We start from the raw sequence: 22,433 nt of genomic DNA, 5'->3' as shown, positions 1-22,433 counted from the left end.
CCCGCCCGTGTTTTTGTTTAGTTGGACGCTATTGGCCTGAAGCCACGCCCATGCCGTAGCCGATAATGAGCCCGTGCATCTCGGCATAGTATGAATCCAGTCCGTTGCAGGGCATGATGATGGTCTTGGAACCGGGCCAATGCTCCACAATGCGGCTGGCAAGTGCCTGGGCGCCCGCCTCATTTTCGACATGGTCGATTACGACCTCGCCGCCGGTAAAGCCCTCGGCCTCCATGGTGTCGACAATCTTGCCAAGCATCTTCTTTTCGCCACGGGTGTGACCGACGAGCTTAATCTCCCCCTCCTCGCTTGCCGTGCCTAAAACTCGAATGTTGAGTTTATTGGCGATAACTCCAGCTGCCTTGGGAATACGTCCGGCCTTGGCGAGATTTTCGTAATTGCACAGGCTAAAGAGGATCTTGCTGTTTAGTTCCAGCTCATCAAAATAGCTGCAGGCTTCCTCAAAAGGGACGTTGGGGTTGCTTGCGAGATAGCGGTCGAACAGCAGGAAGATCAGGTCCATTTTGCCGCCGGCTCCGCGTGAATTGACCAAATGAATCTGACGGTTCGGATCCTCGGCAAGAACCAAATCGCGTGCCGTGGCGGCGGCATTGTAGCTTCCCGAGACGCCCTCGGAGATGGGCATGCAAATTGTCTTGTCGGCAAGCCTAAAGAGTTCGGTCCACTCGCCTACGCTCGGGCAGGCGCTCGAAGAAGCGCTCGACTCAGCCTGCACGGCGCAATTGAGCTCGTGAACGTTGAGCGTGAGGTCATCGACGAACTCGCGCTCCCCCACTCGAATTTTAAGGGGTGCATATGCAAAGGTGGTATGGGGCGCGGTCGGTTGCCAATCGCGGAGGTTGCAGCTCGAATCGGAGATAAGTGCCCAGCTCATAGAGGGTCCTTTCTAGATGCTTCTCATTTATTATAGCCATCTTGCTTACCTTTGAAACGTGCATCTAGTATTGAAAACTAGCTCATTGGGATCATGTATGGAGCACGGTCACAAATAAATGAACCTCGCAGCCCAAAGGCCACGAGGTTCACATTCGTTTGCTATGCAGAGTGACTTAGTAGCGCACGAAAATGTAGTTGTTGTTCATGCCGGCTGCGACGGAGCTGATGATGACGCCCGTCTTGTAGTCGGAAGCATGGATCATCTGACCATTACCGATATAGATGCCAGTATGGTAGGAGTTAACCACGACATCGCCGGGTTGCGGGTCGGACACGCGGGTCCAACCCATGAAAGTGCCGGTGGTGCCCAGACGGCAGTAGCGGCCCGTGAGACAGTAGCTTACAAAACCGGAGCAGTCAAAGCTGTCCGGTCCAATGCCGCCCCAGGAATAAGCGCAACCAAGCTTGCTGTAGGCGCGCGAAACAACGGAGCCGCCGTCAACAGACTGGCTCGGTGCGGAAGGCGTCGGAGCCGGAGCGGGCGTCGAGGGCTGCGGCGTAGGAGCAGGAGCGGGCGCAGGCGTGTTGCCGCCGTTGTTGGTTGTGCCGCCGCCATTGTTAGTGTTCTCGGTCGTACCGGCGGTGTCGTTGCTTACCGTGGCCTTTTCGGCTGTGCTGGCATTTATGCCGGCCTGCAGCGCCGCATTGGCCTCGGCCTCGGCGGCAAGCTCGGCCTGCAGTTGCGAGTCCAGGGAACTGACGAGGCTCTGAGCCTCGGCCTGCTGGGCGTTGAGCTCGTCGACTTTCTTCTGCGTCGCGGCGACGTTCTTCTCCTGCTCGGCCTGCTTATCAGTGAGCTGCTGCTTAAGGTCCTTGACATCCTGAATGGTCTGGGCCTGCTTGTCGGAAACCTTGCCGTAATAGAACAGACGGTTGAGCATGTCGCCCAGATCGTCGACGCCCGTCAGAACCTGAAGGAGACTCAGACCGCCGGTCTTGTACTCACCGGCAACGTAGCTCGAAAGCTTTGCCTGACCCTCGGCAATCTCTTGCTGCTTTTGCGTGATCTCGCCTGCAGTCTGATCAAGCTCCTGCGTCTGTGCGGAGAGTTCTTCATGAATTTGCTGAGTTTGGGTGCCAATCTGCTCGAGCTTGGTACGGGCAGCAGCAAGCTCGGATGCGGTATCGGCGTAAGCCGGAGCCACGAGGCCCAGGCCCAAAACACAAGCGAGGGTTGCCGTAGCAGCGCAGCGTGCCATGTTTCTGTGCGTGTTTGCTGTGCGCATGTAGCTTCCTTTCCGGTATCTAAGGGTAGCGGCTAGTCCACCGTTACCAGGCTAAAGAGCTCAACGTCCTCGTTAGAAGGCGTGAGCTTCTTGCGCGGGTTGAGAAACGCAAGCTCAAGGATACAACCGTAGCCCACAAGCTTTGCGCCCATATCTCGCACCAGTTTACCTGTTGCCTCGACGGTTCCGCCCGTCGCGACCAAGTCGTCCAGAATCAACACGGTATCTTTAGAGCTGATAGCATCGGCGTGGATCTCGATAGAATCCGTTCCATACTCGAGCTCATAGCTCTCGCTCACCGTCTTGCGCGGCAGTTTACCCGGCTTACGTGCGGGAACAAAGCCAGCGCCCAGGGCGACGGCCACGGGGACGCCCACCATAAAGCCACGAGCCTCGGGGCCGACGACCTTGGTAATGCCCATGCCAGCAAAATGCTCGGCGAGCGCATCGACCATGGCCTTCAGAGCCTCGGGATTGCCAAAGAGCGGCGTAATGTCCTTAAACACGACTCCGGGCTCGGGATAGTCGGGGATGTCGACGATATGAGATTCGAAGTCGTACACTTTGTGACCTTTCATGGATTGCCGGATGGACGGCGATTATTTACTCGTGTTAGCAGACGAGCTATGCGAGGGGACGACGACCTTGGACGGCTGCACGAGCGACTCGTCGTGCGCGGCAACCGCGGGGACGCTTGCCCCATCGCTTTTAGCCTTGGTGGATTCGGAACGCGCGATCTCCTCATCGAGAGCATCGATGTCAGCGTCCTCGACCACGGCGTTGAGCGACTCAAAGACACGGTTCTTAAGGAGCGCGGTGTGCACACCCTCGGTGAGGTCGTGCAGCTTCTTGAAAGCGCGCTCGAGCTTGGCGTCGCGCTCGTCATCGGAGGTATCCATGCCGAGCATGCTCACGAGAACCTGCTCAAACATCGAAGACTCGCGGTTTGCCGACGATACGTACTGACGCAGGTTGCGCGGCTCAATGTGGAAGCGCGACAGCTCCGAGCAGTAACGGATAATCGGGAAATCTCGGCCATCGACGAGCTCTCGGTTCTGCGGGCTCTTGATGATGCGAATAAGATCGTTCTCGGCAAGGGAGCGGATAAACGAAATCTCAACACCGAGCATGTCGGGGATCGTCTCGATGGGATGCAGCTTTTGCTTGGTCTCTTTGGGTTCCGTCTTAAGCGGAACATCGGACAGAAGACCCACCTCGTAAGCCAAAGTGGACAGGTCCGTTGCGTTTTCCAAGCGCTGCTTAATGACGTTGAGCGGCATGTAGCGGGTCTTTTGCAGGTGCAGGATGACCTCGAGACGGTCAACGTCTTCCTTGGAGTACTGGCGATACCCCTTAGGCGTACGATGAGGGGTGATGAGCCCCTCATCTTCTAGAAATCTAATTTTTGAGTTCGATAGATCGGGGTATGCGCCTCGAAGAAGGTTGACGACTTGGCCGATACTCAGATAGTTGCGTTCGGCCATTACCTACTCACCGGTTTCGATGCGCTCCGGCGTGCTCTCGTGGTAGATGAGCGTGAACGTACCGATTTGAACGGAAGAGCCGTCGTGCAGCGGAGCACCGTTGACGATGGCGCCGTCGACCCAGGTTCCGTTGAGCGAGCCCAGATCCTCAATACGGGCGCCCAGGCCCTCACGAATAATGCGTGCGTGGCTGCGCGAGACCGTCATGTCGTTGAGGAAGATGCCGTTCGCGGGGTCGCGGCCGATGGTGGTCACGTCGTCCTCGAGCTCAAAGGCAGCTCCGGTCTGCGGACCCTTGACGATGGACAGAACCGGAGCGGTGATGTGCACGTTGGCCATAAGGTCGGGAACAGTGACATCGCTCGAGGGAACGCGGAAAACGCAGGTAGCGTCCGCAGTCTTATCGTTCTGAGGCATATTGTTAACCTTGTTGTCCATGACAACCCCTATCTAACGCGGCGACGCCGCAAAGAATGAACCGTACGTAATCATACCCCAATGAATCAGTCTTCGATTTCGGGGTTGAGAAAGTCGGTGTCCTCGTCCTCGGGATGCGCAATGGCCTGTTTAATGGCCACCCCTCCCTTAATGGAATAGATGACAGCGGTGAGCATGGAGAAGATGACGCCGCCGTACACAAAGAAGATGCCGAGGGGCACCGAGCTGCCATTGAGACCCGGGAATGCCGTGAACGTGGCGGGCAGCAGATGCCAGCCGTCTATGATGGGGAACCCAAGCAGCATGAGTGAGAAGCCGGTCATGAGCAGCGCCGTGGCAATCTTGCCGGGAAAGACGACATCGATGGGACGACGGTGATAATGGCGCACGATGAGCGATCCGATCCCTAAGTAAACATCGCGACCGATGATGAGTATGCAGACCCAGATGGGCAACTCGCCGCGTACCACCAGGCCCAGCACGCCGGTAAACAGCAGCGCACGGTCGCAGATGGGATCCATAACCTTGCCGAGCCACGAGACGGTTTTGGTCATGCGGGCAATCTGGCCGTCCATCCAGTCGGTGGAGGCCGCGATAGCGTAGATGACAATGGCAACGACACGGTTGTTGTCCGTCACAAACAGGTACAGGAAGACGAGCGTGAGGATCAGGCGCGTAAAGGTGATGAAATTGGAGATCGTAAAGATCTTATTCGACGGGTAATCGGAGGTGCCGATAAGCTCCTTTTTGATCTTCTTTTTGATGCCCACAGGACTCCCCCGCTGGTAAACGACAAAACTTTCGATACTATACCCGTTCTAGCGATGTCTATCCAGCGTAAGCATAGAGAGTCCAGACATGTGGAGGACGCTGTCGCAACGTGAATGTACCGTATTTGTGTACGTCAGCCTCCAAACATTTCATAAATTGTCGTTTTTGGAGGGTGACGTACAAGTTTTTGTTGAGCGAAAGTATCGATCAAGAAAGCCGTTGATTCTTTGTTGCTTACTTTGTTGATTCTTAACAAAAAAGGTCAGGCACTAGGCGCCTGACCTGCAAACTTCTGGTCGGGACGACTGGATTCGAACCAGCGACCCCTTGACCCCCAGTCAAGTGCGCTACCAAGCTGCGCCACGTCCCGAAGCTTTTGTTTGTTGCTCTGCTCTCGCTCGCAACAGGGAGTATATTAACCCGAAACTTTGGACTTGTGCAAGAACTTTTTTAATTATTTTTGAGCAAGTCCAAAATTGTATCTGCGAGCTGGGGTTTTGTTAGTACGGGAAGTTCTTGCGTACCTGCCGTGCTCACAATCCAGGCCTTATTGGTGTCGGTTCCAAAGCCCGAATCGGCGCGCGAGACATCGTTGGCGATGATCGCGTCGCAGCCCTTACGGGCAAGTTTTCGCTCAGCGTACTCCACGACGTTATCGGTCTCGGCTGCAAATCCGATTACACGGCGCTCGCCCTTCTGGCGCGAGAGCTCAGCCAAAATATCAACGGTCTCGACCAGTTCGATGCGATCCAAGCGTTCGTTGGCCTTTTTGAGCTTGTGATCCGCAGGAGCGGCAGGTGTGTAGTCGGCGACAGCCGCCGCACAAATGGCCGCATCGGCCGTCTGAAAGGCGCTCAGTGCGGCCTGCAGCATCTCTGCGGCGGTCTGCACGCGTACACACTCCATGCCGCGACCCACGTCGAGTGACGTCGGCCCCAGCACGAGCGTGACCGCAGCGCCGCGGCGTACGGCCTCCCCTGCCAGGGCAATGCCCATCTTGCCCGACGACCGATTACCGATAAAGCGCACGGGGTCGATCGGCTCGTGCGTGGGGCCGGCGGTAATCACGACGCGCTTGCCCGCCAGGTCCTGCGGCACGGGATTGAGCACCTCGCAGACGGCCTCGACGACGTCCTCGGGCTCGCTCATGCGCCCCGTGTCCACGTCGCCGCAGGCAAGGTAGCCACTGCCAGGTCCCACCACATGGACGCCACGGTCGCGCAACGTGGCCATATTGGCCTGCGTCGCCGGCGCCTTCCACATGCCGTTGTTCATGGCGGGGGCGATCACGATGGGTCGCGGCGTGGCAAGCAGCGTGGTGGAGATGAGGTCATCGGCGATACCGTTGGCCATCTTGGCGATGATATTGGCCGTCGCGGGCGCCACGATCACAAGATCGGGCTCCTGCGCCAGCGAAATGTGGTGGATGGGGTCGGAGGGGTCGTCGAAAAGGCCCACCGCGACCGGCTCGTTGGTGAGCGCGCGGAACGTGAGCGGCCCCACAAACTCCGTGGCATGCTCGCTCATAACGACCTTGACGCGCGCGCCGCGCTTTTGCAGTAGGCGCACGATATTGCACGACTTATAGGCGGCGATCCCGCCGGTAATACCCAGCAGGATCGTTTTTCCCTCAAGTTGCATTGAATTGTTGGATGCCGCCGTCATCATTTAGGCTTCCTTGTTGGGAAGCACCAGCAGGCGGTGGCAGTACGGGCAATGCGTAGTCTCACTACCGTCGTGGTTGAGGTCGCTCATGGACGACGCCTGCAGCGCGGTGTGGCAGACCGTGGGGATGTTGCCCTTGATGGTCTCGACTGCCAGGCCGCGGAACTGCTTGAGCAGGCGCTCGTAATCGGTGAGGACGTCGGTCGGCAGCGTGGCGGCAAGCGCGGTGCGCTCCTTGGTGGCGGCGTCAATCTGGGCTTGGAGGTCGGCGGCCTTGGCGCGGGCGGCCTTGGTGTCGGCCTTCACGCCCTCCTCGAACTTGGCGATGATGGCCTGCGCGCGAGCCTCGCGGTCGAGCGCCTCCTTGTGGGCGACGACGACGTCCTTGCGGGTGTGCTCGATCTTGTCCAGACGCTTGGCCAGAGTGGCGAGCTCATTCTCCAGGTCCTGAACCTCGCGGTAGTCGGAGCCGTCGACGTGGCGCTTCTTGGCAGCCTCGATGGCGTTGTTGGTCTGAATCTCGGTGGTGTTGAGATCGTCGAGCTCAATGTCCAGATCCTTGCGCTGGGCGTAGAGCTTGGTCATCTCGGCCTTGAGCTTAACGTAGGTCTTGCGCTTGGAAGCGAGCTCCTTGAGCTCCGGCATATTGGCAAGTTCGCTCTTGTTGCGGGCGAGCTCCAAATCGATCTGTTGCAGCTTGAGTAGCGTAGCGCCGGCGCTCATAAGTTCTCTCCTTTTGTCACAGTCCACCATTGGCAAGGGTTCAGTATTTTAATCGCATGACGGGGGTCGACCCCGGCGTCAACTGCAGAGTTCATCAATATATCAACGAACGGCTCCTCGGAGCGGTCATGGCCGAGCAGGATGATGCCCAGACCGCGCAGAGCAAGGTCTTGCGCCACGTGATAGCCCGCCTCGCCCGTCACGATGACATCCGCACCGGCGGCGATGGCGAGCTCTCCAAAGTCACCGAGGGAGCCGCCCAGGATGGCGACGGTGCGGCACGGGTGCTCGGCCTCGCCCCACACACGGGGGTCGCTGCCAAACGCCGTGGCGGCACGGTTGGTGAGATCGCGCAGGTTGCAGGGATCGTGGAGGGTCGCGAGTGCGCCCAGACCGGTGAGCTCAGGCTCGTCCACATGCTCCAGCGAGCTCATGGGCTCGGCGCCCAGCAACTCACTCAGGCGAACGCGCGCTTCGTGCGAGCGGTCCAGGTTGGTATGGAGCGAAATAATGCTCACGCCGCAGCGGGCGGCCTCAAACAGTGCTGCGCTGCACTGGGGACGCGACGCATCCGCCGGGCAAAACGCCTCAGGCGCCTTAATATAGATGGGATGATGCGTCAGCAGCACGTTAGCGCCGGCCTCGAGAGCGCGGTGCACGTTGACCTCGGTCGCGTCGAGTGCGCAGGCCACGCCGCGGATCTCGTCGTCGGGGTCGCCAACGGATAAGCCTATGTGGTCCCAGGGTTCGGCGTCCGTCATAGGATAGCGTGCAAGCAGGGCGCGCTCGAGTTCGGCGACGATCATGCGGCACCTACGATCGAGAGCAGCGTCTGGGCAAAGTCGATCAGATCGTCCGGAACCACGCGGTCATCGAAGGAAATGCGCAGTGCGCCCAACGCCTGCTCGCGACCGATGCCCATCGCGCTCAAAACGTGGCTGGGGTCCGTGCTGCCGCTCGAGCATGCCGAGCCTGCCGACACCTCAAAGCCGGCGGCGTCGAGCTTGATGATGAGCTCCTCGGAGTCCATGCCGTCAATGTAGATCGATACCATGCCGGGCAGACGGTCGGCATGCGCATAGTCGCCCATCGTGGCGTGAATACGCGGATGGGCCGTAAGCGTGGCGTAGAGCTTGTCGGAAAGGGCTTGCAGCTTCTCGCACTCCTCGGCCACATGGGGCGTCAGCGTGCGGGCGGCAGCGGCAAAGGCGAGCTGCGTGCGCAGGTCCTGCGTGCCGGCACGTCGTCCGGCTTCCTGTCCACCGCCAAAGATTCGGGGGCGCAGCGGCGTGCGGTTCTTGAGGTAGAGCGCGCCGGATGCCACGGGACCGCCGATCTTGTGGGCGGCAACGGACATGGCATCGACGCCCAGCTCGGTGACATCGAGCGGAATGTGCAGATAGCCCTGGATGGCATCGGTGTGGAACAGGGCGCCCACGGTATGCGCGGCGGCGGCCAGCTCGCGGATGGGCTGCACCACGCCGGTCTCGTTGTTGGCGGCCATGATGCTAACGAGTGCCACGTCGTCGCCGAGCAAGTCGCTCAGCGCGGCGGTCTCGATGTAGCCCGCTCGGCAGGGCTGCACCAGATCGACGGTAAAGCCGGCGGCACGCAGCAGCGGTAGGTTGTCCAGGATCGAATCGTGCTCGATCGCCGACACGATGACACGGTCGCGCTTGCGATCGCGCTGACGAGCGCCCTCGGCAAGACCGAGCAGCGCCAGCTGGTTGGCCTCGGTGCCGCCATTGGTCAGGACGATCTCGGACGGGCGGACGCGTGCGCCAAAGCTGCGGGCGATTTCGCGACGGGCAACTTCCAGGCGTGCGGCGGCCTTGCGTCCAAGCGAGTGCAGCGAGTTGGGGTTGACGCCGGCAAGCTCGCTGTCGTCATATTCGCGCTGCGCAAGGAGCGCCTCGGCGCGCATGGGCGTCGAGGCGGCATAGTCAAGATTCACGGGTATGCGGTTTTGACCTGCGGTCATAAGGGTTTATGCCTCCTGTGCGGCCTCATTGCCCAGCTTCTGCAGTAGCGCAACCTCGGCGGCGGGATCTTCGGACTTAAATACGGCGGAGCCGGCTACGAGCACGTTGGCGCCGGCCTTGACGACCTCGGCGATGTTTTTGGAAGAAATGCCGCCGTCGACCTCGATCATGGGCGACGCGCCGTGGCGCTCACACATGGCCTTGAGCTCGTGGAGCTTAGGCAGAGTGCCCGGGATAAAGCTTTGGCCGCCAAAACCGGGGTTCACACTCATCAGCAGCACGATGTCGACGACATCGATGTTGCTCTCGAGCACGCAGACGGGCGTTGCGGGATTGAGCACCACACCGGCCTTGACGCCGCGCTGCTGCAGGTGCGTGAGCGTGCGGTGCAGGTGCGTGGAGGCCTCGTAGTGAACGGTGATCATATCGGCGCCGGCGTCGGCGTACCAATCGACGGTCTCGTCGGGGTTCGACACCATCAGGTGCGCGTCGACCGGTACATCGGTGGAGCGCTTGACGGCCTTGAGGATGTCGACGCCAAAGGTGAGGTTGCCGGTAAAGTGACCGTCCATAACGTCGAAGTGCACGTAGTCGGCACCGGCGATCTTGTCGAGCTCGCCCTTGAGGTTGGCCATATCGGCCGAAAGGACGGACGGAGCGATTTTAATGGAACCCATGGTAGTAGCCTTTCTGCGCTAATCGGTAAGTCCGTAGAACTCTTGTGATGGGACGCGGTCGGTGAGAATTTCCATCGCCCTATCCAAAGTAACACCGTTGTAGAGCGTTTGCTCCACGGCAAAGGTGAGCGGAATGTCTACGCCCAGTGAACGGGCGAGCTCGCTCACGCTGCGGGCCGCGACGGCGCCCTCGACCACCATATGCGTGCGCGCCTGGTACTCGTCGAGCGACACGCCGTGGGCAAACTCGTAGCCAAAGGTGCGGTTGCGCGAATGCTCCGAGGTGCAGGTGGCGATGAGGTCGCCCATGCCGGCGAGTCCCATGCACGTTATGGCCTGCCCGCCGCGGGCGTGCACCAGTCGGCTGATCTCGGCCAGGCCGCGCGTCATGATAAGGGCAAGCGTGTTGTCGCCCGCGCCGGTACCGGCGGAGATGCCGCATACGATAGCGATGACGTTTTTCATGGCGCCGCAGACCTCGACGCCCGTCATGTCCTGCGACAGATAGATGCGGAAGGCCGTGGAAAGCAGCAGCTCCTTAAAGGTCTCCCCCACCTGCTGGTCTTTACTGGCGATGACGGCGGCAGAAAGCCCGCCGCGGCAGATCTCCTCGGCATGGTTGGGGCCCGAGAGCGCCGCCACGCGCGCCTCGCTGCCGATCTCGCTGGCGATGACCTCGCTCATGAGTAGGCCGGACTCGGGCTCAATGCCCTTGGTGAGGCAGAGCACCGGGGTGTCGGTGGCGATGAAAGGTGCTGCCTGATGACATACGCTGCGCAGGTGCGTGGAGGGCACGGCAAAGATGATGGCCTCGGCGCCGTCGAGTGCCTGCGACAGGTCCATGGTGGCGACAACGTTGCCGGGCAGCTCGTAGTCCACCAGATAGCGGGGATTACGGTGCTCGCCGTTAATGCCGGCGGCCGTCTGCTCACTATGGGCCCACATGGTCACGCGCTCGGCTCGAGCGGCGGCAAGGCCGGCGACGGCGGTTCCCCAGGAGCCGGAGCCAATCAGCGCAACATTCATGACTCTCTCCTACTTATCGTCGGGCTCGGTGACGCGCTTGGTAAACGAGAGCTTGGACTCCTTACCGGCCATGAGCTTTTTGATGTTCGCGCGATGGGCCCACACCACGGTGATGCCGATCAGCGCCATGCAAAACTTAAGTTCCAGGCTGCTATACGGAAAGACCGCGCAGACGGCGATGGGAAGACCAATGGCCGCGGCAAGCGAGCCTACCGACACAAACTTGGTGATGGCGACGGCCACGATAAACATGCCCAGCAGCGAAAGTCCGATGGGCCAGTACCAGGCGAGGATGACGCCCAAGCCCACGGCGATACCCTTGCCGCCGTGGAAGTTGAGGTAGGGCGAGAAGATGTGACCCCACACCGCAGCCAGGCAGATGACGCCGAGCATCCAGTCGCCGGGGGCTCCAGGCGCCATGATGCTCACAGGGAAGCCATAGCCCACGCCCGCGATAAGCGGACGCGCGATAAGGACGCAGATGGCGCCCTTAAGGCAGTCGAACAGCAGCGTGAGCGCGGCCACCTTGGGGCCGGCCACGCGCAGGGCGTTGGTGGTGCCGATGTTGCCGGAGCCCGCCTTGCGGATGTCCGTGTGGTTGAACACGCGGCCCAGGATCAGGCCAAACGGAATCGCTCCGATAAAGAACGAGACCACGGCGCAGATGGCGGTCAGCAGAATCGGATTAAGCATCCTTTTGCTCCTTCTTCCTAAAGAAGAGTCGAATGGGCGTTCCGGCAAAATCGAAGGTCGAGCGCATGCGGTTCTCCACGTAGCGCTGGTAGGTGTCATTGACCAGGTCGCTGTGGTTGACGAAGAACGTAAACGTCGGCGGGTTGACGCCCGTCTGGGTCACGTAGTGCATGCGCAGGCGGCGCTTGCCGTCCACCACGGTGTGGCCAAACTCGCGCAGGTCAGTGAGGAACGTGTTGAGGCGCGAGGTGGTGATCTTTTGCGAACGCGTCTTTTCGGCCGCGTCGACCATCGCCCAGATCTTCTCGACGCTGCGGCCGGTCAGGGCCGAAATGCGCAGGTACTGGGCCCAAGGAGCCATGACGCCCAGACGGCGGTCAACGGTCTCCATGCAGGCCTCGCGCTTGCGGTCGTCGTCGAGCAGATCCCACTTGTTGAGCAGCACCACGATGGCGCAGCCGCGCTCGATGGCAAGGCCCATGACCTTCTGGTCCTGCTCGGTGACGCCCACGGAGGCGTCGACGACGAGCAGCGCCACGTCGGCGCGGTCGATGGCGCGCAGGCCGCGGACCATGGAGTAGTACTCGATGTTTTCGTACACGGTGCTCTTCTTGCGAATGCCCGCGGTGTCGACCATGCGGTAGTGCTTGCCGTCGCGCTCGACGACGGTGTCGATGGCATCGCGCGTGGTGCCGGCGATGTTGGACACGATGGAGCGGTCGGCGCCCAGGATGCGGTTGAACAGCGAGGACTTACCGGCGTTGGGGCGGCCGATGATGGCCACGTTCAGCGCATCGGGAAACTCGTCGGCGACCTCGTCCTCCTCCTCGGGCAACAGGGCCACGATGTCGTCGAGCAGGTCGCCCGTGCCATGGCCGTGCAGGGCCGAGAGCGGCGTGGGCTCACCGATGCCGAGCGAATAGAACTCCCAGATGTTGTCATTCTCGCGATCGGGGTTGTCGAGCTTGTTCACCAGCAGAAAGACCGGCTTGTCGCAGCGCTTGAGCATGCGGGCGACCGATTCGTCCTCCTCGGTGACGCCGGTGCGGCCGTCGACCACAAACAGGATGACGGCGGCTTCCTCGGCGGCGGCAAGGGCCTGGTCGCGGATGGACGTGGCAAAGACGTCATCGCTCTTGAGCGGCTCGATACCGCCCGTGTCGACGATGGTGAACTCGCGGCCGTTCCAGTCGGCCGTGTGATACGAGCGGTCGCGCGTGACGCCGCGGGACTCATGGACGATGGCGTCCGAGGTCTGGGCCAGGCGGTTGACGAGCGTGGACTTGCCCACGTTGGGGCGTCCGACGACGGCGACGATAGGTTTCATCTGCTCTCCTTTAATGGGTAGGTTCAGCGGGAATAGTTGAATTGGCGGGCGTTATGCCAAGGATGTGCTCCAGGGTATCGAGCAGCTCATGCGGCATGGTCGACACCACATGAACCTCGGCGCCGCGACCGGTAAGGCTTGCGAGTAATTCGTCACGATGATACTCGTCAAGGGTCATACCATCGGCGTTGAACATGAGCTTAGGCACAAAGAGCATAACCCCCGATAGGTCCTGTGGCAGTTGCTCCAAGATGTCGCAGGCGACGATGAGGCCGGTCACGTCCACGTTGCCGCCAAAGTAGCGGTTTTTGATGGCCGTGACGGTACCGGCAAGGCCCTGCGGCGATTCCACAAAACGCGCTACCGTATCGCGCGCGCTGGCGCCCGAAAGGCACAGCAGGCGCTGGTCACGGGCGGCGATTGCCTCGCGAACGCGGCGCAGGCGCTCGGCATCGGCGGCGAGCACGTTGTCAGTCTCGTCCAGATAGGAGCGAATCATACCGATGCCGTCGTAGTACTGCGGGTAGCCGTCGTAAAAGTCCGCCTCAGGCGGCTCGATGCCGGCATCCAGGTAGAACTCGTCGCTCATCTGGAAGGTATGGCGGCCAAAGCGCTCGAAGGCACGGTCCTGGAAGGGCCGGATCATGGCGATAGTCTCGCGCGCCAGCTCGGGCTTGTCACTGTAGGACCAGCTAAAACGGTTCTGATGCTTGGTAAATCCAAGCGGCACAATGCCCAGGCTCGTGATTTGCTCGTGCTCCTCGCAAAAGCGCAGAGTCTTTTCCAGCTCCTCGCCGTCGTTCATGCCGGGGCACAGCACGATCTGCGCGTGAATCTCGATGCCGGCGGCCATGATGGCCTCGAGCACGTCCATGCCGCGCTGGGCGTTGCGGCCCATCATGCGGCGACGGATGTCGGGGCTCACGGCGTGGACCGACACGTTCATGGGGCTCATGTTGCGTTGGATGACGTTTTGAACATCTTCGTCGGTGAGGTTCGTGAGCGTGACAAAGTTGCCCTGCAAAAAGCTCAAGCGGTAGTCATCATCGCGAATGTAGAGCGTGGAGCGACCGCCCTTGGGCAGCATGGTCATAAAGCAGAACACGCAGGCATTTACGCAGGTACGCATGCCATCGAAGATAGGGCCATCGAACTCCAGACCCCAGTCCTCGCCGGGAAAGCGGTCAAGCTCGACGGGGGTGACGGTGTCGTCGCGCGGGTCGAATACCTCCAGCTCGACAGTGTCGTCATCTGCCTCCCAGAGCCACACGATCATATCGGTCAGTTGCTCGCCGTTGACCGTGAGCACGCGCATGCCCGGCTCGATACCCACATCCCATGCGGGCGATTCGGGGCGCACGTTTTTAACGAGCGCGCCCTCACCCGGCTCGGGGTCGCGGCTGCGCCCGTAATCGGCCACCTCAGCGGCGTATGCGGGTACGGTCTGGTCCATGATTAGCGGCAAAGCTCCTTGATGCGCTCGACGGCGCGTTCGATGTGTTCTTGCGGGGTGGAGGCTCCGGCGGTGATGCCGATGTGGTGAGCGTCGGTAAACCACGCGGCCTGAAGCTCGGAAGCTTCCTCGATGTGATACGTACGCTCGCAGGCGTTTGCGCAAATCTGCGCCAGGCGGCGGGTGTTGCCCGAGTTCTTGCCGCCCACCACGACCATGCAGTCGCAGCGGTTGGCAAGTGCGGCTGCTGCCTGTTGACGCTCACTCGTGGCGGCGCAGATGGTGTTGATCACGCGCAGTTCCTGCACGCGCGGCGTGATGGCAGCCACGACCTCGGCCAGGTTCTGCGCGGTCTGGGTGGTCTGCACGACGAGCCCAACCTTGCCCTTGAGCGGCAGCGCGTCCGCATCGGCGGCGCAGCTCACGACTTGAGCGTCATCGCCGGCATGGCCCAGGATGCCCTCAACCTCGGGGTGGCCCGGCTCGCCCACGACGATCACGCGGTAGCCCTCGCGTACCAGGCGCTCCGCCGCCACGTGGACTTTTTTCACGTAGGGGCAGGTGGCATCGACCACGTCGAGACCGCGCTCGCGAGCGGCCTCGATCACCTGCGGCACCACGCCGTGCGCGCGGATGATCACGGTGCCCGATGCGGCGTCGTCTAGGGTCTCGGCCAGACCGACGCCTGCCTCGGAAAGCTCGCGCACCACGATGGGATTATGGATGAGCGGGCCCAGGGTGTGGACCTGAGCGTTCTCCCCCGCCTGCGGGGCGGCCGCCAGGGCCATATCGAGCGCACGCTGCACGCCGTAGCAGGTGCCAGCGTGGGCGGCGATTTCGATGGTGGGGGCGTCTGCCTTGCCGGTCACAGCCTCGGCAGTGTTCATGACATACTCGCCCATGGCTAGAACCTGCCCGGGTGCTCGGCGCACAGGTCATCGCGCATGGCGTAGACGCGACTCATGGCTTCGGACTCAAACCATGCCAGGCGTTCCTTGCGCTTGAGCTCGGCCGGAGCATCGGAAAGCGAGATGGCCTTGCCGGCACGGATCCAGCATTTTTTGGGGCGCATGAGCTTTTTGCCCTTAGGCGTAATATCGGACCAACCACAAATGGCGAGTGGGTTGACGGGCGCCTTGCCCATCTGAGCGATGAGCGCAAAGCCGCCGTGGACTTCGGGTTTGATCTCGCGCGAGCGGATGCGCGTGCCCTCGGGGAAGATCAAGACGTCCTCGCCGCGCTGCAGCGCATGCTGGGCGGCACGCAGACACTTCATGTCTGCAGTGCCACGCTCGACGGGAATGCCGCCCACGCGGCTAAAGGCCCAGCGCACAATCTTGGTCTTGGCAAACTCGGATTTAAAGATCGGGCGGATGCGGCGGCCGCCAAAGAACAACGCCGTCTCCACGGCCAGCAACTCGGCCATTGAGGTGTGGTTGCAGATGACCACACTGCCGCGGCCTTCCTGGCGCTCAAACAGCAGGTCGCTGTCCTCGACCTTCCAGCGCCACATGAGCTTGGAGAAGACCCACAGGATGCCCATGACCACGGCGACGGTGCCGCGGATGAGCGCCGGGAACTCGGCGTAGGGGGCGTTGTAGTAATCCTCGGGCGTCTGCTTAAACAGGCGCATGGGCTACCTCCTTTGGTTGATGAGGTCCTCGATAATGTGGACGACCTCGTCGATGGTGTGGGCGGTGGAGTCGACGTGCACGGCGTCCTCGGCGGGAACGAGCGGCGCGACCTCGCGGCTGCTGTCGAGCTTATCGCGCTGCTTGAGGGCGTCGAGGGTCTCGTCGACCTCGGCCTCGAGCTTCTCGGTGGTAAGCGGCTGGGCGTCGTTTTGGTGGCGCTGCAGCACACGGCGACGGGCACGCTCGCGCGGGTCGGCGGTCAGGAAGACCTTGACCTGTGCGTTGGGGAACACGACGGTTCCGATGTCGCGACCCTCGGCGACGATATCGCGGTCCTCGGCGGCGCGGCGCTGGTGGATGAGCATGGCGGCGCGCACGCCCGGGTAGGCCGAGACCTTGGACACGTTGGCGTCGACCTGCGGGGTGCGAATGGCGGCCGATGCGTCCTTGCCGTCGATGGTCAGGCGCGTGTCCTCGCCGGTGCCGTTGGTAAAGCGGATCTCGATTTGCTCGGCGAGGGTGTCAATGGCCGCCTCGTCGTCCAGGTCGATGCCGCGGTCGAGCGCGGCGAAGGTGACGGCGCGATACATGGCGCCCGTGTCGAGCTTGTTAAAGCCCAGCTGGCGGGCAATCTCCTTGGCGATGGTGGACTTGCCGGAACCGGCGGGGCCGTCGATGGCGACGATCATGCAATGCTTCCTTTCGGTGGTTGACGTGCTGGTATGGGACGCGGGCGCTGGGGCTTTGCGATTGCCTAGCTCGTGTAGCGCTCGCGGTAGGTGTTGCGCTTGGGCGCGGAGCCGTGGCTACCGTGGTGACGCGTGCGACTCGCGGTGTTGGTCGCCGGCGCGGCGCTGCGCTTGGAGCTGGCCTGCTTGGGCGGGATACCGCCGTCTTTGAGGATCTGCACCTCGCGGTCGGTGAGCTCGCGCCACGAGCCCTTGGCCACATCCTTGAGCTCCAGGCCGGCAAAGTTGCAGCGGTGCAGGCGGATCACCGGGTGGTGAATCTTGCTCAGCATGCGCTTGACCTGGTTCTTGCGGCCTTCGCGGATGATGACCTCCACGGCGGTGGTGCCGGGCTTAACGCCTTGCGGAGCTACGGCCTCGGCCTCGCGCGCGTTAATGACGCGGCAGATCGCCGGCTGGCACAGGCCGTCATCGAGCTCGATGCCGCGGCGGAGTGGTTCTAAGTCGCGATCGGTCAGGTTGCCGTCCACGAGCGCCTGGTAGGTCTTGTAAACATGCTTGCTGGGGTGCAGCAGATCCTGCGACAGGTCGCCGTCGGTGGTAAAGAGCAAAAGGCCCGTGGTGTCGCGGTCCAGGCGGCCCACAGGGAACAGGCCCGGAAAGCGGTCGCGCGGGACCAGGTCGGCCACGCAAGGGCGCTCCTGCGGATCGCTCATGGTGGTGAGGTAGCCGGTCGGCTTGTAGAGCATCAGGTACACGGAGCCCTGGTTGAGCTTGACGGGCATGCCGACGACCTCGATATGGTCGTGGTCGACGTCGACCTTGGTGCCCAGTTCGGTCGCGATCTGGCCGTTGACGGTCACGCGGCCGGCGGTCATCAGGTCCTCCGATCCGCGGCGGCTCGCCACGCCCGCGCGCGCCAAAAAGCGCTGCAGGCGCATGGTATGCGGGTAGACGGGCTGGGCGTCGGTTGCGGGTACTGCGTTGCCCATGGCACGCGTCTCCCCTACTTCGTTAGTCCTCGTCATGTAAATCCTCCGAGGTCTCGTCGACGACCAGGGTTTCCAAGTCCTCGACTGCCTCAACATCTTCAACATCGGTATCGAGCAGTTCGCGCTCTTCGTCCAGGTCATCGGCCTGCTCCTCGAGCGTGGACTGAATGCTACGACCGCTCAGGCGCTCGCGGATAAACCGGCGCGACTGCTCGTCGGGGGCAAACTGCTCCAGATCGGGCAGGTCGCGGGTGGAGCGCAGACCGAACTTTTCCAAGAAGGCGTTGGTCGTGCCGTAGATGATGGCCTGACCGCGCTCGGGGTCGCGGCCGAGCTCGCGCACCAGGCCCTTGTCCACGAGCGACGCAATGACGCCGTCGGAGTTGACGCCGCGGATGCCCTTGACCACCTCGCGCGTGACTGGCTGGTGGTAGGCGATAACGGCCAAGGTCTCGAGCGCCGCCTGCGACAGCTTTTGCGTGTCCCAGCTCAGCACATAGGCCTCTACCACATCGTGGTAGGCGGGGTGCGTAAACAAGCGCCAACCACCGGCGACCTCGCGCAGCTGAAAACCGCGGTTAGCCTCCTCGTACTCAACTTTGAGCTCGGCGAGCAGCGATGCGCACTCGCCCGGGGCGATATCCAGTGCACTTGCCAGCGCGGGCGCACTCACGGGGTCGCTCGACACCAGCAGCAGCGCCTCCAAGGCGCCTTTGAGGCTGTTTGCCTCCAGCGTGGAAAGGGTTGACATGGTTGCCGCTCCTATTCGGTGAGCTCGGGGCCCTCGCCGGGCACGTATGCCTCGGCGCCCTCGACGCGATTGATTTGAATGGTTCCAAAGATTTCGTCCTGGCTCAGGGTAAGCGAGCCGCGCTTGGCGAGCTCGAGCATGGCCAGGAAGGTGACGACAAGCTGTTCGGTGGTGGCATCGCCGTCCAACAGCTCGCGGAAGGTGCAGGTTTGGTGAGCCATGGTAAAGCGATCGACCGAGGCCACCGTCAGGTCGAGCGGCACGCGATGCGGTGCCACGTGCTCGGCTTCCAGCAGGAAAGTCTGGCGCTTGCCGTCCAGGTCGGCGCAGATGACGGCGAGGCCGCGCAGGGTAATGCCGGCCAGGTAGTCGGGCATAAGGCCAAGGAATTCGGGGTCGGGGCCGGCCACGCGCGGATGCATGCGGCTCTCGGCCTGCATCCGCGCGCCAAGGGCTGCCGCCGCGCCTTTAAACTGCTTGTAGGCAATCAGGCGCTGGATCAGGACTTCGCGCAGGGCGTCGCCGTCGAGCGCACTGAGTTCCTCGAGGTCTTCGTCGTCCTCGTCACCGTCGCCTGTCTTGCGCGGGGCCTCCTGGGGTACCAGCGAGGCTGCCTTAATGTCCAAAAGAGTTGCCGCGACCAGCAAAAAGTCGCTCGCCACGTCCAGGTCCAGCGCCTCGATACGCTCGGCCTCGGCCAGGTATTGCTCGGCCACCTCGCTGATCGAGATGGCGCCGATATCAACTTTTTGGCGGGTTACCAGCTGCAGCAGCAGGTCGAACGGTCCGCTGTAGACCTGCGTCGACACGCGATACGACATCTTCGACCTCCTTTGACGGCGCCTTCGCGGCGCGGTTTGGGTGCATGTTGCGACCGTTTTGCACGGTCGACCTGTAAGTTTACCTTAGATGCCGGCGATTGCGAAGTTGAGCAGCCACTCGGCCAACGGATACACGGTAACGTCGAAATAGCGGCCGATCACGTCGATGCCAGTCCACATGGGCAGCAGATACAGCACAATGATGAGTATGGGCATGGCGTATCGCTGCAGCTGGTAGTAGGTGGAGAGCGCCTTGCCTTTGAGGAACGGCACGATAATCGACGAGCCGTCAAGCGGCGGAATCGGAATGAGGTTAAAGAACGCAAGCGACAGGTTGACCACGATAAAGGTGGCGCCGAAGTTCATGATTTGCGTCGCCACGGCAAAGGACATGCTGGCGTAGAGGTTGCCGTATGCAGCGTGCATGAGGGCTGCGGCCAGGCATGCGAGCGCGATATTCGATGCGGGGCCGGCTGCGCTCACCAGGACCTCATCACGCTTGGGGTGTTTGAGGTTGTTGAGGTACACGGGCACGGGTTTGGCGAAGGCGAACACCGGGCCGCCGGCGGCAAGCATGAGCAGCGGCAGGATGATGGTGCCAAACGGGTCGATATGGTTGAGCGGGTTGAGTGAGACGCGTCCGCGCGAACGGGCCGTCTTATCGCCGAGTGCCCAGGCCGCGGCGGCGTGTGCGCTCTCGTGGATCACGATGCCCACGATGACGGCGACGGCGCTGGCTAGCAGGTTCATGAGGTAGCTGCTGGACATGGCGCTCCCCTAGCGGACGCGACGCGAGGCGCGCGTGAGCAGGTAGTCGGCCACAAACAGGATGACGGCCACGATGGCGTAATCCAAGCGGAACACGCCGCCAAAGGGCGATGTGATGACGCCGTAGCCGGCGATGGCGCTCGGCAGTGCGCGCGAAAGCTCGACGACGAAGCCCACAATCTGCAACTTGGCGGTGAGGCCGCTAAAGCACAGCAGCACGGTCATCGCGCTCATAAAGATGCCGCAGATGCGACAGGCGATGGCGATGATGCTCATCGCCACGGCAGCGGCCTTACGAGAGTTCACGCGCGGTCTCCTCTTCGATCTGGGTGGAAAGCTCCAGCCATTCGTCCTCGAGCTTGGGTAGCTCTTGCTTAAGGCCGTTATATTCCCCCAGCGCGGCGTTGAACTTGTCTTGATCGGCATAAAGCTCTTCGCTCGCCATCAATTCCATAAGCTCGTCATAGCGGGCGCGCTTTTTGTCGAGCTCCGTCTCGATCTTCTTGAGCTGGTTACGCACGCCCTTGAGCTTTTTGTTGAGCGCAGCGCGGGCTTGGGCCTCGGCGCGCTTTTGCTCCTTGGTCTTTTTGCCCTCGGCAGGCTTGGGGGCGGCGACGGGGGTGTCGGCCTGGGCGGCGCTGGCCTTGGCGGACTTGGTCGTGGCCGGCGCGCTCTCCGTGGACGCCTCGGCGGCGGCGCGGGCTGCGAGGTCCTCGCGCTTGTAGAGGTAGTAGTCGTAGTCGCCGTCGTAGACCGTGACTTGTCCGTCGCGGATGTCGATGACGCGGTTGGCCACGGCGCGCACCAGGTGCTCGTCGTGGCTGATCAGCACGATGGTGCCGGGGAAGTTTTGCAGGGCGTTCTCGAGCATGTCCACCGAGTCGATGTCTAGGTGGTTGGTGGGCTCGTCCAGGCACAGAAGTGCCTCGGGGGCCACGAGCATCTTAGCCAGGGCCAAGCGCGCCTTTTCACCGCCGGAAAGGACGCGCACCTGCTTTTCGATGGAATCGTTGTCGCTAAACAGGAAGGCGCCCAGTAGGCTGCGCTGCTGCGGCACGGTCCACTTGGGCGTGACGGTGTCGATCTCTTGCAGGACGGTGTTGGACTCGGTCATGCCCTCGAGCGCGTGCTGGGCGTAATAGGCCACGCCCACGTTGGTGCCCAGGTCGCGGGTGCCGGTGGTGGGCGGCTCCAGTCCGGCGATGATCTTCATGAGCGTGGACTTGCCGGCGCCGTTGGGGCCGACGAGCGCCACGTGCTCGCCGCGGTAGAGCTTGAGGTCGATGTCGCTGTAGATGTGCTTGTTGCCGTAGGACTTGGAGACGCCCTCCAGGCCCACGACCATGTCGCCGGAGCGCGGCGGGTCGGGGAACTTAAAGTCAATGTGCTTGTGGCCCTCGGGTAGGATGACAAGCTCCTTTTTGATCTGCTCGATCTTGCGGATGCGCTCCTGGGCCTGGGCGGCCTTGGTGGGCTTGTAGCGGAACTTGTCGACGAAGACCTGCATGTGGGCGATGTCGCGCTCCTGGGCGGCGCGCTTGGCGCGCATCTGCTCAAGGTTGTCCTCGCGCTGCTTGAGGTAGCTGCTGTAGTTGCCGGTGTAAGTGGTCACGCGACGGTTTTCGAGCGCGGCGACGTGGTCGACGCAGGCGTCCATAAAGGCGCGGTCGTGGCTGACGATGAGGACGGCGCCGTCGTAGTTGGCGATAAAGCCACGCAGCCACTGGACGCTTTCGAGGTCCAGGTGGTTGGTGGGCTCGTCCAGAAGCAGCAGGTCGGGATGGCGCAGGAAGAGCTTGGCGAGCGCGATGCGCATCTGCCAGCCGCCCGAGAACTCGGAGCACGGGCGCTCAAAGTCGGTGACCTTAAAGCCCAGGCCGGACAGGATCTTGCGGGCGTTGCTCTCGAGCTCGTAGCCGCCCAGGTGCTCAAAGCGGTCCTGGACCTGGCCGTACTCGTTGAGGAGTGCGTCGACGTCCTTGCCCTGCTCGGAGAGCTCGGTGATTTGGGCCTGCAGCTCGTTAGCGCGCTCGCCCATGCGGCGGATTTCCTTGGCGGCGGCCATGACCTCGGCGAGGATGGTGGTGTCCTTTTGTTCCAGATTAGTTTCCTGCTCTAGGTAGCCCACCTGGCAGTCCTTTGCGTACTGGACCTGGCCGGAGTCGGGACTGTCGATGCCCATGATGATTTTGAGCATGGTGGTTTTGCCAGCGCCGTTGGGGCCCACGAGCGCGAAGCGCTCGCCGGGGTTGATCTGGAAGGACGCGCCGCTAAAGAGGACGCGTGCGCCGAAGCTTTTTTCGATCTTGTCGACCAGGAGGATCATGGTGCCGCCTTTGACCTTGTGTGCCAATAT

The 22,433-nt window shown here is 62.0% G+C and carries 24 protein-coding genes and 1 tRNA gene; all 25 read right to left on the bottom strand.

Annotation, left to right across the window (positions count from 1 at the left end):
- Window positions 1-28: 28 nt before the first annotated feature.
- A complete protein-coding gene (locus DXD48_RS08270) occupies window positions 29-895 on the bottom strand; it encodes a DegV family protein (protein ID WP_117564799.1) in 867 nt (288 codons plus the stop codon).
- A gap of 175 nt (window positions 896-1,070) precedes the next feature.
- On the bottom strand, window positions 1,071-2,183 hold the full coding sequence (locus DXD48_RS08265; protein ID WP_117564798.1) for an NlpC/P60 family protein: 1,113 nt from the start codon (window positions 2,181-2,183) through the stop codon (window positions 1,071-1,073).
- A gap of 32 nt (window positions 2,184-2,215) precedes the next feature.
- Window positions 2,216-2,761, bottom strand: a complete 546-nt coding sequence (locus DXD48_RS08260; RefSeq protein ID WP_117564797.1) for an adenine phosphoribosyltransferase — start codon at window positions 2,759-2,761, stop codon at window positions 2,216-2,218.
- A gap of 21 nt (window positions 2,762-2,782) precedes the next feature.
- Window positions 2,783-3,667, bottom strand: a complete 885-nt coding sequence (locus DXD48_RS08255) for a MerR family transcriptional regulator (protein ID WP_117564796.1) — start codon at window positions 3,665-3,667, stop codon at window positions 2,783-2,785.
- A 3-nt stretch (window positions 3,668-3,670) separates the two neighbouring features.
- On the bottom strand, window positions 3,671-4,105 hold the full coding sequence (locus tag DXD48_RS08250) for an FHA domain-containing protein (protein ID WP_195239292.1): 435 nt from the start codon (window positions 4,103-4,105) through the stop codon (window positions 3,671-3,673).
- A gap of 65 nt (window positions 4,106-4,170) precedes the next feature.
- The gene (locus tag DXD48_RS08245; RefSeq protein ID WP_117564795.1) at window positions 4,171-4,875 is read right to left on the bottom strand and encodes a CDP-alcohol phosphatidyltransferase family protein; all 705 of its coding nucleotides are present in this window, start codon (window positions 4,873-4,875) and stop codon (window positions 4,171-4,173) included.
- Between the two features lie 294 nt (window positions 4,876-5,169).
- Window positions 5,170-5,246: transfer RNA gene (locus DXD48_RS08240), tRNA-Pro, on the bottom strand.
- A gap of 80 nt (window positions 5,247-5,326) precedes the next feature.
- Window positions 5,327-6,541 carry a bifunctional phosphopantothenoylcysteine decarboxylase/phosphopantothenate--cysteine ligase CoaBC gene (coaBC, locus tag DXD48_RS08235; protein WP_233502371.1) on the bottom strand — a complete coding sequence of 405 codons (1,215 nt, stop codon included), beginning with the start codon at window positions 6,539-6,541 and terminating at the stop codon, window positions 5,327-5,329.
- A 3-nt stretch (window positions 6,542-6,544) separates the two neighbouring features.
- A complete protein-coding gene (locus DXD48_RS08230; RefSeq protein WP_117564794.1) occupies window positions 6,545-7,264 on the bottom strand; it encodes a zinc ribbon domain-containing protein in 720 nt (239 codons plus the stop codon).
- Window positions 7,261-8,070 (bottom strand): Nif3-like dinuclear metal center hexameric protein, encoded by an 810-nt coding sequence (locus tag DXD48_RS08225; RefSeq protein ID WP_117564793.1) that lies wholly within the window; start codon window positions 8,068-8,070, stop codon window positions 7,261-7,263. The genes DXD48_RS08230 and DXD48_RS08225 overlap by 4 nt, the downstream gene beginning before the upstream one ends.
- Window positions 8,067-9,245, bottom strand: coding sequence for a cysteine desulfurase family protein (locus DXD48_RS08220; protein WP_117564792.1), 1,179 nt, complete (start codon window positions 9,243-9,245; stop codon window positions 8,067-8,069). Before DXD48_RS08220 ends, DXD48_RS08225 begins: the two co-directional genes overlap by 4 nt.
- 6 nt (window positions 9,246-9,251) lie before the next feature.
- On the bottom strand, window positions 9,252-9,923 hold the full coding sequence (rpe, locus tag DXD48_RS08215) for a ribulose-phosphate 3-epimerase (protein ID WP_117564791.1): 672 nt from the start codon (window positions 9,921-9,923) through the stop codon (window positions 9,252-9,254).
- Between the two features lie 18 nt (window positions 9,924-9,941).
- Window positions 9,942-10,949, bottom strand: coding sequence for an NAD(P)H-dependent glycerol-3-phosphate dehydrogenase (locus DXD48_RS08210; protein WP_117564790.1), 1,008 nt, complete (start codon window positions 10,947-10,949; stop codon window positions 9,942-9,944).
- A 9-nt stretch (window positions 10,950-10,958) separates the two neighbouring features.
- A complete protein-coding gene (gene plsY, locus DXD48_RS08205; protein ID WP_117564789.1) occupies window positions 10,959-11,642 on the bottom strand; it encodes a glycerol-3-phosphate 1-O-acyltransferase PlsY in 684 nt (227 codons plus the stop codon).
- Window positions 11,635-12,969, bottom strand: coding sequence for a ribosome biogenesis GTPase Der (gene der, locus DXD48_RS08200; protein WP_117564788.1), 1,335 nt, complete (start codon window positions 12,967-12,969; stop codon window positions 11,635-11,637). Before der ends, plsY begins: the two co-directional genes overlap by 8 nt.
- Before the next feature lie 10 nt (window positions 12,970-12,979).
- Entirely contained in the window at window positions 12,980-14,422 is a 1,443-nt protein-coding gene (locus DXD48_RS08195; RefSeq protein WP_117564787.1) for a DUF512 domain-containing protein, read from the bottom strand.
- Window positions 14,423-14,424: 2 nt separating this feature from the next.
- Window positions 14,425-15,324, bottom strand: a complete 900-nt coding sequence (locus DXD48_RS08190) for a 4-hydroxy-3-methylbut-2-enyl diphosphate reductase (protein ID WP_233514980.1) — start codon at window positions 15,322-15,324, stop codon at window positions 14,425-14,427.
- A gap of 2 nt (window positions 15,325-15,326) precedes the next feature.
- Entirely contained in the window at window positions 15,327-16,055 is a 729-nt protein-coding gene (locus DXD48_RS08185; protein ID WP_117564786.1) for a lysophospholipid acyltransferase family protein, read from the bottom strand.
- A gap of 3 nt (window positions 16,056-16,058) precedes the next feature.
- Complete coding sequence (cmk, locus tag DXD48_RS08180; RefSeq protein ID WP_117564785.1) at window positions 16,059-16,745, bottom strand: (d)CMP kinase; 687 nt, start codon at window positions 16,743-16,745, stop codon at window positions 16,059-16,061.
- Between the two features lie 65 nt (window positions 16,746-16,810).
- Window positions 16,811-17,737, bottom strand: a complete 927-nt coding sequence (locus tag DXD48_RS08175) for a pseudouridine synthase (protein ID WP_117564784.1) — start codon at window positions 17,735-17,737, stop codon at window positions 16,811-16,813.
- A gap of 22 nt (window positions 17,738-17,759) precedes the next feature.
- Window positions 17,760-18,488, bottom strand: a complete 729-nt coding sequence (gene scpB, locus DXD48_RS08170; protein ID WP_117564783.1) for an SMC-Scp complex subunit ScpB — start codon at window positions 18,486-18,488, stop codon at window positions 17,760-17,762.
- An 11-nt stretch (window positions 18,489-18,499) separates the two neighbouring features.
- Entirely contained in the window at window positions 18,500-19,309 is an 810-nt protein-coding gene (locus DXD48_RS08165; protein WP_117564782.1) for a ScpA family protein, read from the bottom strand.
- A gap of 84 nt (window positions 19,310-19,393) precedes the next feature.
- Window positions 19,394-20,077: a site-2 protease family protein gene (locus DXD48_RS08160; protein ID WP_117564781.1), complete on the bottom strand. Its 684-nt coding sequence runs from the start codon at window positions 20,075-20,077 to the stop codon at window positions 19,394-19,396.
- A 9-nt stretch (window positions 20,078-20,086) separates the two neighbouring features.
- Window positions 20,087-20,383, bottom strand: a complete 297-nt coding sequence (locus tag DXD48_RS08155) for a hypothetical protein (RefSeq protein ID WP_164473297.1) — start codon at window positions 20,381-20,383, stop codon at window positions 20,087-20,089.
- A partial coding sequence (locus DXD48_RS08150; RefSeq protein WP_233514979.1) for an ABC-F family ATP-binding cassette domain-containing protein occupies window positions 20,370-22,433 on the bottom strand: 2,064 nt, incomplete at its 5' end. The genes DXD48_RS08150 and DXD48_RS08155, both read right to left, overlap by 14 nt.

Origin of the sequence: Collinsella sp. TM05-37, assembly GCF_003436455.1 — a bacterium.
Classification (GTDB): Bacteria; Actinomycetota; Coriobacteriia; order Coriobacteriales; family Coriobacteriaceae; genus Collinsella.
This window is presented reverse-complemented; position numbering and strand designations above follow the sequence as displayed.